Annotated in this window: 12 protein-coding genes; 6 read left to right on the top strand and 6 right to left on the bottom strand. The window is 67.9% G+C overall.

Annotated features, from left to right (window positions below):
- Positions 1 to 2 precede the first annotated feature (2 nt).
- Positions 3 to 812: an SDR family NAD(P)-dependent oxidoreductase gene (locus tag LRR16_RS05440; protein WP_043441508.1), complete on the top strand. Its 810-nt coding sequence runs from the start codon at positions 3 to 5 to the stop codon at positions 810 to 812.
- Positions 813 to 835: 23 nt separating this feature from the next.
- Here LRR16_RS05440 and LRR16_RS05435 read toward each other — a convergent pair whose 3' ends face one another.
- From LRR16_RS05435 to LRR16_RS05420, 4 genes are all read right to left on the bottom strand, one after another.
- Positions 836 to 1,063, bottom strand: coding sequence for an AbrB/MazE/SpoVT family DNA-binding domain-containing protein (locus tag LRR16_RS05435; RefSeq protein WP_232205075.1), 228 nt, complete (start codon positions 1,061 to 1,063; stop codon positions 836 to 838).
- Between the two features lie 15 nt (positions 1,064 to 1,078).
- The gene (locus LRR16_RS05430) at positions 1,079 to 3,391 is read right to left on the bottom strand and encodes an ATP-dependent DNA helicase (protein WP_232205074.1); all 2,313 of its coding nucleotides are present in this window, start codon (positions 3,389 to 3,391) and stop codon (positions 1,079 to 1,081) included.
- 288 nt (positions 3,392 to 3,679) lie between these two features.
- Positions 3,680 to 4,708, bottom strand: a complete 1,029-nt coding sequence (locus LRR16_RS05425) for a tripartite tricarboxylate transporter substrate binding protein (protein WP_006576380.1) — start codon at positions 4,706 to 4,708, stop codon at positions 3,680 to 3,682.
- A 143-nt stretch (positions 4,709 to 4,851) separates the two neighbouring features.
- Positions 4,852 to 5,772: a LysR substrate-binding domain-containing protein gene (locus LRR16_RS05420; RefSeq protein ID WP_006576381.1), complete on the bottom strand. Its 921-nt coding sequence runs from the start codon at positions 5,770 to 5,772 to the stop codon at positions 4,852 to 4,854.
- Positions 5,773 to 5,961: 189 nt separating this feature from the next.
- On the opposite strand from LRR16_RS05420, the gene gtdA reads away from it, so the two are divergent.
- The 5 genes from gtdA (at position 5,962) to LRR16_RS05395 (ending at position 11,204) form a co-directional block, all read left to right on the top strand.
- On the top strand, positions 5,962 to 7,008 hold the full coding sequence (gene gtdA / locus LRR16_RS05415) for a gentisate 1,2-dioxygenase (RefSeq protein WP_043441457.1): 1,047 nt from the start codon (positions 5,962 to 5,964) through the stop codon (positions 7,006 to 7,008).
- A gap of 96 nt (positions 7,009 to 7,104) precedes the next feature.
- Positions 7,105 to 7,806, top strand: a complete 702-nt coding sequence (locus LRR16_RS05410; RefSeq protein ID WP_232205073.1) for a fumarylacetoacetate hydrolase family protein — start codon at positions 7,105 to 7,107, stop codon at positions 7,804 to 7,806.
- Positions 7,807 to 7,827: 21 nt separating this feature from the next.
- On the top strand, positions 7,828 to 8,469 hold the full coding sequence (gene maiA / locus LRR16_RS05405; RefSeq protein ID WP_232205072.1) for a maleylacetoacetate isomerase: 642 nt from the start codon (positions 7,828 to 7,830) through the stop codon (positions 8,467 to 8,469).
- Between the two features lie 37 nt (positions 8,470 to 8,506).
- Positions 8,507 to 9,718 carry a 3-hydroxybenzoate 6-monooxygenase gene (locus tag LRR16_RS05400; protein ID WP_232205071.1) on the top strand — a complete coding sequence of 404 codons (1,212 nt, stop codon included), beginning with the start codon at positions 8,507 to 8,509 and terminating at the stop codon, positions 9,716 to 9,718.
- 142 nt (positions 9,719 to 9,860) lie between these two features.
- Positions 9,861 to 11,204, top strand: a complete 1,344-nt coding sequence (locus LRR16_RS05395) for an aromatic acid/H+ symport family MFS transporter (protein WP_006576384.1) — start codon at positions 9,861 to 9,863, stop codon at positions 11,202 to 11,204.
- Here LRR16_RS05395 and LRR16_RS05390 read toward each other — a convergent pair.
- Together LRR16_RS05390 and LRR16_RS05385 are read right to left on the bottom strand one after the other, a co-directional pair.
- Positions 11,201 to 12,589, bottom strand: a complete 1,389-nt coding sequence (locus LRR16_RS05390; protein ID WP_006576385.1) for an FAD-dependent oxidoreductase — start codon at positions 12,587 to 12,589, stop codon at positions 11,201 to 11,203. The two genes, LRR16_RS05395 and LRR16_RS05390, sit on opposite strands and share 4 nt — an antisense overlap.
- Before the next feature lie 13 nt (positions 12,590 to 12,602).
- Positions 12,603 to 13,586, bottom strand: coding sequence for a tripartite tricarboxylate transporter substrate binding protein (locus LRR16_RS05385; protein ID WP_023264816.1), 984 nt, complete (start codon positions 13,584 to 13,586; stop codon positions 12,603 to 12,605).
- Positions 13,587 to 13,607 lie beyond the last annotated feature (21 nt).

Below are 13,607 nucleotides of genomic sequence, written 5' to 3'. Positions count from 1 at the left end.
GCATGCATGCCCTTCCCCTGAGCCTCGCCGACCGGACCGTGTTCGTCGCCGGCGCCGGTTCGGCCGGTCCCGGCTGGAGCATCGGCCGCGCCGCCAGCCTGACCTATGCGCGGCTCGGCGCCCGCGTCTGCGTCGTCGATCGCGATGCAGCGTCCGCCGAGGAGACCACCGCGCTGATCCGGGCGGAAGGCGGCACAGCGGAGACGTTCATCGGGGACGTCGCCATCGAGCCGGAGGTCGAGCGTCTGTTCGCCCAGGCACGCGATCGCCTTGGTCCGATCGACGTGCTGCACCACAACGTCGGCATCGGCAAGCCCGGCGGCCCGCTCGACACCGCACTGGCAGACTTCGACCAGGCGCACAACGTCAACGTCCGCAGCCTGCTGCTCGCGTCGCAACAGGTATTGCCCGAGATGGTCGCCCGCGGCCGCGGCGCCATCGTGACCATTTCGTCGGTCGCTGGCCTGCGCTATCTCGGCTATCCGCACCTGTCGTACTGCGTCACCAAGGCGGCGGTAATCCAGTTCACGCGCATGCTGGCACAGCAATACGCCTCGCACGGCATCCGCGCCAACACGGTGGTCCCCGGCTTGATCGATACGCCCCGGATCGCGCATACCGTGGCGAAGATGTTCTCCGACAACGACCTCGACGAAGCGCGCGCGGCGCGGGCAAGGCAGGTACCAGTGCAGCGGATGGGAACGGCCTGGGACGTGGCTTACGCCTGCGCGTTTTTGGCTTCGGACGCGGCGGCGTATGTCACGGGGACGGAGATGGTGGTGGATGGCGGGCTGACGGGGAAGTACGCATAGGCTCGCATTGTCCGTCAGTTCGCCTACCTCATGTCCTGGCCGCGACCGAACTTGAAATCCGCGGGTAGTCGTCCGCGGAATGTTCGCAGGCGCTCCAACAACGCATCAGCGTCCCGACTCCTGCGCCTTGGCGAACTGCCCGAATTGTGGACAACAATTTCGACGTGGTCCCCCTCGCGCAATTTCAGCAGCTCCACGATGCTGTTCGGAAGGCGGATGGCCAAACTGGCTCCCCACTTCTCTATGCGCATTGGCGTTCTCCGTGGCTAAGGACCGTAGATGTCCGCTGAAACAAAACGCGACGGCCAGGTTTCTACCCGCCACCAGGCCGGCAACAACTCCCGCACCGACGGCTGCGCGAAGCGGTCGTCGATCAGATACACCACGCCGCGGTCCTCGCTGGTTCGGATCACCCTGCCCGCTGCCTGAACGACCTTGCGCAGGCCCGGATACAGGTACGCGTACGCATAGCCGTCGCCAAACGCGTCCTCCAGCCGGCTGCGCAGCTGCTCGTTGACCGGATTGAACTGGGGCAGTCCGAGCGTGGCGACGAAGGCGCCGATCAGCCGATCGCCGGGAAGGTCGACGCCCTCGGCGAAGGGTCCGCCCAATACCGCAAAGCCCACGCCGCGGCCGCCGGGGCGGAAGGCGGCCAGGAAATCGGCCTGCTCGCCCTCGCCCATGCCGCGTGCCTGCGACCAGCTCGGGATATCGGCGTGCCGCTGCGTGAACAGCGCCAGCGCATCGCCGAGGTAGTCGTGGCTGCTGAAGAAGGCGAGATAGTTGCCCGGGCTGTCGCGATACTGCGCGGCGATCAGCTCGACGATATCGGGCAGGGAGCGCTGGCGATGTGCGAAGCGGGTCGAGATATGCGAGGCCACGCGAACGCGCAGCTGTTCCGGCTCGAATGGCGACGGCACCTCGTGCCACACCCATCGCTCGGGCAGGCCCAGCATATCGGCGTAGTACGAGGCCGGCGCCAGCGTGGCCGAGAACAGCGAGACGGAATGCGCCGCCGCCAGCCGCGGCCGCAGGAAATGCGCTGGCACGAGGTTGCGTACGCCGAGACGGACATTGGCGTGCGCGCCGCGCGCCGGCATCCGCGTCATGTCGAACACGGAATGCGGACCGATCTGTTCGGCCAGCCGGCAGAATTGCAGCACATCGAAATAGAAGCGCTGCAGCGCCGGGTCCTGTTCGGTGGGCCGCTCTGTAAACCGTTCCAGCAACGCTGCGCACAGCCCTTCGAAGGCATCGAGCAACGGCGCGGGGACCTTCGCCTCGGCCCGATAGTCGCTGGCCAGCGTCTTCCCGGCGGCATTCCATTGGCGGCCGACGCGATCGAACGCGCGGCGCAGATCCGCTGGCGCCTGCCGCCGCAGCGCGCGGAAGTCGGCCTGATCGAGCGTGGCGCTGTACATGTCCCGAGCCCGTTCCGGCAACTGATGGGCCTCGTCGACCAGCACGCTGACGCGCCAACCGTCGTGCAGCGCGAAGGCATGCAGCAACGCCGTGCGGTCGAAGTAGTAGTTGTAGTCCGCCACCACTACATCGCTCCAGCGCGCCATTTCCTGGCTCAGGTAGTACGGGCAGACGTCGTTTGCCCGGGCGATCTCGCGAATCTGAGCGCGGTCCAGCATCGTCCGTCCGGCCGCCTGCGCGCGCGCCGCCGGCAGGCGGTCATGGAAGCCGCGTGCCAGCGGACAGGCTTCGCCGTGACAGGCGCGGCCCGGATATTCACAGGCCTTGTCGCGCGCCACCATCTCGAGCACGCGCAGCGGCATCGCATCCCGCTGCGCGGCCAGTCCGCGCGTGGCCTCCAACGCCAGCGCCCGGCCGGTCGAACGGGCCGATAACACGAACAGCTTGTCGATCTTCTGCTTCGGCATTGCCTTCAGCGCGGGAAAGATCGTGCCGACGGTCTTGCCGATGCCGGTGGGCGCCTGCGCGAGCAGGCAGCGACCGGACAGATTGGCGCGATAGACCGATTCGGCGAGCTCGCGCTGGCCGGCGCGAAACAAGCCATGGGGAAAGGCCAGCGAGTCCAGCGACAGGTCGCGCCCGGCGCGATGCGCCAGCTCCTGCTCGGCCCAGCCGACAAAGGCACGGCATTGCGCCTCGAAGCATTCGCGCAGCGTCTGCGCCGTAAATCGCTGCGTCTCGGCACGCTCGCGGCCGCTGACAATATCGAAATAGACCACCGCGATCTCGATGTCGTCCAGCGCCTCGCGCAGACACATCAGCCAGCCATAGACCTTGGCCTGCGCCCAATGCAGATGCCGATGATGGTCGGGCACCTCGGCGGCGTCGCCGCGCACCGTCTTGATTTCCTCGAGCCGCCGCAGGGCGGGATCGTAACCGTCGGCACGGCCGCGCACGCGCAGCGGCCCGAAGTCCGCGCTCAGGGAGATCTCGGTCCGATAGCCGGCGGGCCGGCGGGAGGTCACGGTGGCATGACCGGCCATGCCTTCCAGCGCGGTCGGCGAAGGCGTGAAGCGCAGGTCCAGATCGCCGGCGCGGGCGGTGAAATCGCACAGCGTGCGGACCGCGACGATGTAGCGCGGTTCGCTGTCGGCCACCGACGCAGGCTCGCCTTGCCCGCGTGGCGAGGCGAATGGCGGGTGCTGGGTGGCGGCAGAATCGGACGGTGTAGCGGCGGCGGACATCGATGACGGCTTGAAATCGCGCCATTTCGCGGGGGACGAAATGGACTGTATAAATATACAGGTACGCGATCGGCGTGTCGATGTTCCATTACTGTCGTCCCCGCGAATGCGGGGACCCAGTGGCTTCGGCTCGATGCCCGATGCAAAGCCGCTGGGTCCCCGCCTGCGCGGGGACGACGGGGCACAACGGACAGGTGCGATTCAATCCACCGTGATATTCGCGCTGCGCGCCACCTTGCCGAACTTCTCGTACTCGGCCTGCGTCAGCGATTGCAGTTCCGCGGCGCTCGACGACTTCGGATTGAAGCCGGCCTGCACCAGCTTGTCGCGCACCGCGGCACTGCCCAGCGCTTCGACGAAGGCAGCATTGAGCTTCTGCACGATATCGGCCGGCATGCCGGCGGGCCCGTACACGCCGAACCATGGCTCGACCGAATAGCCGGCCAATCCCGCCTCGGCCAGCGTCGGCACATTGGGCAATGCCGGGGAGCGCGTGCTGCCCGCCACCGCCAGCGCGCGCAGCTTGCCCGCCTGGATATGCGGCAACGAGGCCGGCAGGTTGTCGAACATCACGGGGATATGCCCGCCCAGCATGTCGTTGATCGCAGGGCTGCTGCCCTTGTACGGGACGTGGGTCAGGCTGGTGCCCGTCATCTGCGCAAACATTGCGGCGGCCAGATGCATCGACGTGCCGGTGCCCGCTGTCGCATAGGTCAGGCCGGGATTGCGCTTGGCATACGCCACCAGTTCGGCCACGGTCTTGACCGGCAGCTGATTGCCGACCTCCAGCACGATGGTCGACGTGCCCAGCAGACTGACCGCGGTGAAGTCGCGGCGCGGATCGAACGGCATCGCCTTGTAGATATGCGGGTTCAGCGCATTGGTCGAGATCGCGCCGAAGCCGATCGTATAGCCGTCCGGCGCCGCCTTGGCCACGGCCTCCATGCCGATATTGCCGCCGGCGCCCGGCCGGTTCTCGATCACCACCGGCTGGCCCAGCTTCTCGGCGACGCGTTGGCCGACGGTGCGCGCCACCAGATCGGTGGTGCCACCCGCGGCGTAGGGCACGATGAAGCGGATCGGCTTGGCCGGGTAGTCAGCGGCGCTGGCCGGCGTCGGCAGCGCAACGATTGCGGTTGCCAGGCCGGCGAGCGCGATGCCGAGAATGGTGCGGCGGGGAAGATGGCGGACGCGAGGCGTGATGGGCGCCATGGGCGTGATGGGCGTCATGGGGCGGTCTCCTTTTGTGTGGTGACTTGCGATCGTTGTTGTCGTTGTTGCGGCTCGCAGCTCGATGTCGATGCAAGCCGGCCGGCGCCATCATATCCAATCCCGACCATGCGCGCGGGGCCGTCCAAGGCCGCAGACCGCCTCTACACGCTGGCGCCCCCGCCCGCTTCGCGCAAGGCATCGAGCGCGGCCACCACCGCGCCGCGGCGGAAACTGTCCTCGCGCCAATACATCGACACCGAGCCGAATCCCGACAGCCGCAGCGGCACGATGCGCAGCGCGCCCAGGTCCTCGAGCCGGCGCGCGGTGCGGTGCGAGGCAACGCCGATCATGTTGGTGTGGTTCAGCAGCGTCAGGTTCAGGACGGTCGAATTGGACTCGACACAGCGCGCCGGCAGCGGCCGCCCCGCCGCCGCCAACGCGGATTCGAGCGCATTGCGGATCGGCGTGCCGCGCGGCCAGATCACCCATTGGAACGATTCGAGCGCGGACCAGTCGAGCGCCGCCATCGACAGCAGCGGATGCTTGGGCCGCGCGACGAAGTGGATCGGCTCCATGTACAGCGCCTCGGTACGCAGCCGCGCATCCTGCAGCTCCGGCGCGGAGCGGCCGACCACGATATCGAGCTCGCCGCGCGCGAGCCGGCTCATCAGCTCGTCCATCGTGCTTTCGACGAGGCGGATCTGCGCACCGGGCATCGCCTTCAGCAGCCGCACCACTGCCAGCGGCACGGTATCGGCCGCCGAAGCGCCGGAGGTGCCGATCACCACGAGGCCGCTGCCGCCATCGCGCAGCGCCTGCAGATCGTCGCGCGCGCTATCGAGCTGCGCCTCGATGCGGCGCGCATGCTCGATCAGCGATTCGCCATAGGGCGTCGGCCGCAGGCCGCGCGCGTGCCGCTCGAACAGCGGCAGGCCGATGTCCTCCTCCAGTTCGCGCAGCCATTTCGACAGGCCGGGCTGCGTGGTATTCAGCGCCGCCGCGGTCTGGCTCATATTTCCGGTCTCCGCCAGGCTCAACAACATCTGCAGGTTGCGAAGCCGCAGCCGGTGCGTCCAATCCATCGGGGAAAACCCTCCCAGTCATATCCATATTCGTATGGATCAGATCAACAATTCATTTTCCGAAATATACCTGCGCGGCTACAGTCCCAACAAACGATGACGCGGACAAGCTTCCCTCTCCCCCAGCCCCTCTCCCGCAAGCGGGAGAGGGGAGCCGATCCGCCTGTGTTTTCCCGATTGGAGACCTCGATGTCGAACAGCAAGCGCGATATCGCCCGCGCAGCCTATTACGAACAGATCGGACGCAGCCATATGGCGCCGCTGTGGGAATCGCTGCACGCGCTGGTGCCGCCGCAACCGCAGCCGAAGGCGCAACCGGCGATCTGGAAATACGAGCAAGTGCGCCCGCTGGTGATGCAGGCCGGCTCTGTGATCAGCGCCGAGGAAGCGGTCCGCCGCGTGCTGGTGCTGGAAAACCCCGGCCTGCCCGGTAGATCGAGCATTACGTCGACGCTGTATGCCGGCCTGCAGCTGATCCTGCCCGGCGAAATCGCGCCGAGCCATCGCCATACGCAGTCCGCGCTGCGCTTCATCGTCGAGGGCCAGGGTGCCTGGACCGCCGTCGACGGCGAACGCACGACGATGCATCCTGGCGATTTCATCATCACGCCGTCCTGGACCTGGCACGACCACGGCAATCCGCTCGAGGCGGACGGCGGCGAGCCGGTGGTCTGGCTCGACGGGCTCGATATCCCGCTGCTGCAGCATCTCGATGCGGGGTTCGCCGAGAGCTACCCCGAAGCGGTGCAGCCGGTCACGCGCCCCGAAGGCAACAGCTTCGCGCGCTACGGCAACAACATGGTGCCGGTGCGCTATCAGCCCACGGGCGGCAGCTCGCCGATCTTCAGCTATCCGTATGCGCGGACCCGAGAGGCGCTCGACCAGCTCTATCGCCATGGCGAGCTCGACCCGTGGGACGGCGTCAAGCTGCGCTACGTCAATCCCGCCACCGGCGGCTGGCCGATGCCGACGATGGCCACCTACATGCAACTGCTGCCGGCCGGCTTCCAGGGCCGCACCTATCGCAGCACCGATGCAACTGTCTATAGCGTCGTCGAAGGCCGCGGCACCGCACGCATCGGCGAGATGCAATTCCAGTTCGAGCCGCGCGACATCTTCGTCGCGCCGTCGTGGCAGCCGGTGCAGCTCGCCTGCGTCGAGGACGCGGTGCTGTTCAGCTATTCCGACCGCCCGGTGCTCAGCGCATTGAATCTGCTGCGCGAAGAACGGCTCTGACGGCCCGCATCGGGACACTGGCGCGCGCCTGAATCACGGCCGCGCCCCCGATGCCTGCACCCATTCCTGAACGCTACGATCCTGCAAGGACTTCCCATGCCTTTTGTTTTCGATCCCGCGCCCACCGTCGGCATTCCTGTCGCCGGCAGCGGCGATGACCGCTTCCCGGTTCGCCGCGTCTACTGCGTCGGCCGCAACTACGCCGCGCATGCCCGCGAAATGGGCTTCGACCCGGACCGCGAGCCGCCGTTCTTCTTCTGCAAGCCGGCCGACGCGGTGATTCCGGTGGCCTACGGCGACACGCTGTCGCTGCCCTACCCGCCGCAGACGCAGAACTATCACTACGAGGCCGAACTGGTTGCCGCAATCGGCCGCGCCGGCAGCGATATTCCGGTCGAACAGGCGCTCGATCACGTCTGGGGCTATGCCGTTGGCCTCGACATGACGCGGCGCGACCTGCAGATGAAGATGCGCGAGATGGGCCGCCCGTGGGAAATCGGCAAGGCGTTCGACGCGTCGGCACCGATCGGTCCGCTGCATCGCGCAGGCGACGTCGGCCATCCCGAGCAGGCCGAACTATGGCTGACCGTCGACGGCGACACGCGCCAGCGCAGCAATGTCTCGCATCTGATCTGGTCGGTCGCGGAAACGGTGGCCTATCTGTCGCAGTACTTCCGCCTGGAGCCGGGCGACCTGATCTTTACCGGCACCCCCGAGGGTGTCGGCGCGGTGAAACCGGGCCAGCGGATGGTGGCCGGCGTACAGGGACTTGGCGAACTGTCGGTGCGCATCGCCTGAGCGGAACGAGTGAAAGCGATCATGCAGCTGCACAGCTTCTTCAACAGCTCGACGTCGTACCGCGTGCGCATCGCGCTCGCGCTGAAGGGTCTGCCCTACGACTACGTGCCGGTCAATATCCGCAACGGCGCCCATCGCGCCCCCGGCTATGTCGAGCAGATCAATCCGTCGGCCAGCGTGCCGGCGCTGGTCGATGGCGATCTGCACCTGGGCCAATCGCTGGCCATCATCGACTACCTCGACGCGCGGCATCCGCAGCCGCGGCTGATTCCCGCCGACATCGAAGCGCGCTCGCGCGTGCTGGAGCTGTCGTACGCGATCGCCTGCGACATTCATCCGGTCAACAACCTGCGGGTGCTGCGCTATCTGCAGGACACGCTAGGCGTGTCGCCGGAACAGAAGGACGCCTGGTACCGGCACTGGGTCGACGAGGGCCTGGCCATGGTCGAACGCCTGCTGGCAAGGCACGCGTCCGGCCCGTGGTGCTTCGGCGATCAGCCCACGCTGGCGGACTGCTGCCTGGTGCCGCAGATCGCCAACGCGCAGCGAATGGGTTGCGACACCGAGCGTTTTCCGCTGGCGATGGCGGTCTATCGCCATGCGGTCGAGCATCCGGCCTTCCGCGCCGCCGATCCGCGCCAGCAGCCGGACTATCCGGGCTGAGCGCCATGCATCCCGGGGAGCGGGACAGGAGACATCGATGAACACATCACAACAGGGCCGCAAGGTCATCGTCGTCGGCGGCGGCATCGGCGGCCTGGCGGCAGCGCTGGCGCTGGCACGACAGGGCATTCGCATCGAACTGCTGGAACAGGCCGAGCAGATCGGCGAAATCGGCGCCGGCATCCAGCTCGCGGCCAACGCCTTCGCCGCGCTGGACGCGCTGGGCGTCGGCGAGGCGGCGCGCAGCCGCTCGGTATTCACGGACCATCTGATGCTGATGGACGCGGTCGATGCCAGCGAGGTGGCGGTGGTCGACGTAGGCGAGCGCTATCGCCAGCGATTCGGCAATCCCTATGCCGTGATCCATCGCGCGGACATCCATCTGTCGATCCTTGAAGCAGTGCAGGACCATCCGCTGATCCGCTTCCACACCGCCACGCGGGTCGAGGGGCTCGATCAGGACGACTACGGCGTCACCGTGGTCGACCAGCGCGGCGAGCGGCACCGCGCGGATGCGGTGATCGGCTGCGACGGCGTCAAATCGGCCGTGCGCCAGGTGCTGCTGGGCGACGAGCCGCGCGTCACGGGCCATGTGGTCTACCGCGCGGTCGTCGAGCTCGACGACATGCCGCGGGACCTGCGCATCAATGCGCCGGTGGTCTGGGCCGGCCCTCACTGCCACCTGGTCCATTACCCGTTGCGCGGCGGCCAGCAGTACAACCTGGTGGTGACGTTCCACAGCCGCGAGCAGGAGGTCTGGGGCGTCAGGGAAGGCAGCAAGGAAGAAGTGCTGTCCTACTTCGAAGGCATCCATCCGCGGCCGCATCAGATGCTGCATCGCCCGACCTCGTGGAAGCGCTGGGCCACCGCCGACCGCGATCCGGTCGAGCGGTGGAGCTTTGGCCGCGCCACGCTGCTGGGCGACGCCGCGCATCCGATGACGCAATACCTCGCGCAGGGCGCCTGCCAGGCGCTGGAGGACGCGGTGACGCTGGGCGCCGCCGTCGAGCACTGCGACGGCGACTTCGAGGCGGCGTTCGCGCTGTACGACCGGGTCCGGATTCCGCGCACCGCACGCGTGCTGTACTCCGCCCGCGAGATGGGCCGGATCTACCACGCCAGGGGCGTCGAACGTCTGGTGCGCAATTCGCTGTGGGTCGGCCGCACGCAACAGCAGTTCTACGATGCGCTGGCCTGGCTGCATGGATGGCGCGCGCAGGACTGCCTGAAGGTGCCGGGCCAACGCTGATACCGGTCCGCAGATCAAGTCACTGGGTTCCCGCCTGCGCGGGAACGACGGAAAAGTCTGTCGTCCCCGCGAAAGCGGGGACCCAGCGGCTCTGCGCACGCCCAAACATAACGCGCCCAGCGCGGATCCCAAGGAGACAACCATGCCGCGCCCCGCCATCGACGTGACGCGCTTCATCGACGAAGCGCCGTTATCGCCGTTCCAGATCCTGATCGTCGTGCTGTGCTTCCTCGTCGTCGCGATCGACGGCTTCGATACCGCCGCGATCGGCTTTATCGCACCGGCCATCCGCAGCGAATGGCAGCTGAGCCCTGCACAACTGGGGCCGCTGTTCGGCGCGGGGCTGGCCGGACTGATGGGCGGTGCCTTCCTGTTCGGTCCGCTGTCGGACCGCTACGGCCGCAAGACGGTGCTGGTCTTCAGCGTGCTGTTCTTCGGCGTCGCGAGCCTGGTGTCGGCCTGGTCGGACTCGTTGTGGGAGCTGATCGCGCTGCGCTTCATCACCGGCCTCGGGCTCGGCGGTGCGATGCCCAATGCGATCACGCTGACCTCGGAATACTGCCCGGACAAACGCCGCTCGTTCCTGGTGACGACGATGTTCTGCGGCTTCACGATCGGCTCGGCGCTCGGCGGCCTGGCCTCGGCGGGCCTGATCGAAACGTATGGCTGGCGCTCGGTGCTGGTGGTCGGGGGCGTACTGCCGCTGCTGCTGGTGCCGGTACTGCTGGTGCTGCTGCCGGAGTCGGTCCGCTATCTGGTGACCATGGGCAAGAAGCTCGATCGCGTCGCCGCGGCGCTGCGGCGTATCGACCGAAACGCGGACCTGCGCGACGCGACGTTCATGGTGCCGCCGCGCACGCAGGCCGGCTCGCCGGTCTGGCATCTGTTCCGTCCGGAGCTGCTGCGCGGCACCTTGCTGCTGTGGTTCGCCTTCTTCATGAGCCTGCTGGTGATCTACCTGTTGTCGAGCTGGCTGCCGACCGTGCTGCGCGGCACCGGCATCTCGCTGAAGCACGCAGCGCTGGTCACCGCGATGTTCCAGGTCGGCGGCACCGTCGGCGCCATCGTGCTCGGCTGGCTGATGGACCGGCTCAATCCGCATCATGTGCTTGCCGCCAGCTACACGCTGGCCGGCCTGTTCACCGCCGTGATCGGCAACGTGACGGCAAGCCCGGTGCTGGCCGCCGTCGCCGTGTTCTGGGCCGGCTTCTGCGTGTCCGGCTCGCAGGTCGGCGCAAACGCGCTGTCGGCGGCCTACTACCCGACCGACTGCCGCGCGACCGGCGTCAGCTGGGCCAACGGTGTCGGCCGCATCGGCTCGGTGGTCGGCTCCGTCGGCGGCGGCGCGATGCTGTCGCTGGGCCTGGGCATGCCGGCGCTGTTCGTGCTGGTCGGCATTCCCGCCGTACTGGCCGGATTGACGATGCTGGTGCTGGGCCGCGGGCATACGGCCGCCCGCCCGGCGCTGCCGGCGGTGCAGGGCTAAGCGCGCGCCTGCTTGCCGTCGCCCAGAAAGGCGCCCTGCCTGACCAGCACGGCCTGCAACTCCGGTACGTCGATGTCGTGGGGCGAGCAGCGGTCCCGTACCGCCAGTGCGGCCGCGGTACCGGCCGCCTGGCCCATCACGAAGCAGGCGCCCGACACACGCGCCGCCGATTGCCCGTCATGCGTCATCGACGCGCAGCGGCCCGCCACCAGCAGATTGTCGACGCCGCCCGCACTGGCGCGCCGCGGCAGCAGCATCCGGTATGGCAGCTGGTTGTAGCCGCGCGAATCCGGAATCGGCGGCCATACCCATTGCACGTCGCCGGCCACATGCTTCTCCAGCGGCCAGCCGTTGACGCCAATTGCATCGGGGAAATCGGCGCAGTTCAACACGTCGTCGGCGGTCAGCATGGTCTCGCCGATCAGCCGGCGCGTTTCCCGAATGCCCAGCTGCGGCGCAATGTCGAGCGCATAGGCCCGTTCGAAGCCGGGCACCCTGGCGCGCAGGAAGCGCAGATATTCGACGATCTGGCGGCGGCCCTCGATCTCGCCTTCGCTCAGCGAATATGCGTCGGTACCGTCGGTCGCGGAGCCGTCGAGCTTGCGGAGCTGGGTCACGTTGACGCGCCACTCGTACGGATGCTTCTGCGGGCGTACCACCGCGCCACGCCGCGGGAAGCGGAATTCCCCGGCGGCCTCGGCCTCGTCCATCAGCGCCGGGATGGTCTTCCAGGCCTCGCCGGCGCGCTGCGCGTCGACATTGCCGACGCGGAACATCAGCGTGGGATACAGCATATGTCCGTGCCCGTCGCCCTTCTCGGTGGGCACACCGGCCCAGTGGGCGATATCGGCATCGCCGGAGCAATCGATGAAACAGCGCGCGCGCACCGCGACGCGGCCGGACTTGGTCTCGAGCAGCAGCGCGTCGAGGCCGCCGTCCGCATGACGAACGACGCCTGCCGCAAGCGCATGGAACAGCAACTGGACTCCGTGATCGGCCAGCAGCGCATCGGCGGCGCACTTGAACGCCGACATGTCGTAGGCCTGCGCGTGGATCTTGCCGAGCACCAGATGCGGTTCGTTCAGGCCATCGAGCCTGCGCATCCGCATCAGCAGGTCATCCGCGACGCCATGCACGACCTGGCGGATGTCGCCAAACACGTTGGCATGCAAGCCGCAGAAGTTCGTCACGCCGGCGGCGGTGCCCATGCCGCCGAGGAAGCCGTAGCGTTCGGCCAGCAACACCCGCGCGCCATTGCAGGCGGCTGCCGCGGCTGCGCTGATGCCGGCGGGGCCGCCGCCCAGTACCACCACGTCAAAGGGGCCGAGCACCGGGACGTCGCGCCGCGCCTCCGTCAACGTGTCCCCGCGATCCAGTTCTTCCATCGTCGTTGCCATGCTAGTCCAGCCGAATCCCATGTTTTTCAATGACCGGCTTCCAGCGCGCGACGTCCTCCGCCATCACGCGGCGGAACGCGTCGGGCGTGTTGCCGACCGGGTCCATATATTGAAGGCGCATCTTTTCGCGCAGCGCCGGCTCGGCCAGCGCGGCGACGATCTCGTCGTGCAGCCGCCTGACGATCGGCGCCGGCGTACCGGCCGGCACCACATAACCGATCCACGCATCGGCCTGTACGTCCGCGATGCCGGCCTCCGCCAGCGTCGGCAGGTCCGGCAGCGATGGCGAACGCTTCGCACTCGCGACCGCGAGCGCCTTGATGCGGCCGCTCTTGACATGCGGCATCACGGTGGCCGCCGGCAGGATCGCCATGTCGACGTCGCCGGCGATCACCGCGGTGACCGCGGCACCGGAGCCGGGATACGGCACGTGAACCGGATCGGCCCCACTGCGCGCGGCCAGCGCCGCTACCGCCAGATGCGAGATCGTGCCCGCGCCCATCGACGAATAGCTCAATGCCTTCGGTTGCTTCTTCAGCAGCGCCAGCAGTTCGGCGGCGTTGCCCGCCGGCACGCGGTTGGCCACCACCAGCACCGCGGGCTGGCTGGTCGCGATGGTCACCGGCTGCAGGTCGCGCGCCGGGTCATACGGCATCTTGCGGTACAGCAGCGAATTGACGGCCAGCGGACCGGCGATGCTGAGTCCGATCACCTGGCCATCGGGCCTGGCCTTGGCGATGGCGTCGGTGCCGATATTGCCGGCGGCGCCAGTCTTGTTCTCCACCACCATCGGCTGCCCCAGGCGCGCCGTCAGCCGTTCGCCGATCAGCCGCGCGGTGATGTCCGGCGTCGAGCCCGCCGCGAACGGCACAATCACCCGCACCGGACCGCTCGGCCAGTCCTGCCCATGGGAAAGCGTCGATACCGCGGGCAGTGCAGCCAGCGCGGTACAAGCGAGCCATCTCCCCAGCTTGCCTGTCTGCATGCAATGTCTCCAACAATGTCC

Source organism: Cupriavidus sp. UGS-1 (genome assembly GCF_021213615.1).
Lineage (GTDB): Bacteria > Pseudomonadota > Gammaproteobacteria > Burkholderiales > Burkholderiaceae > Cupriavidus.
This window is presented reverse-complemented; position numbering and strand designations above follow the sequence as displayed.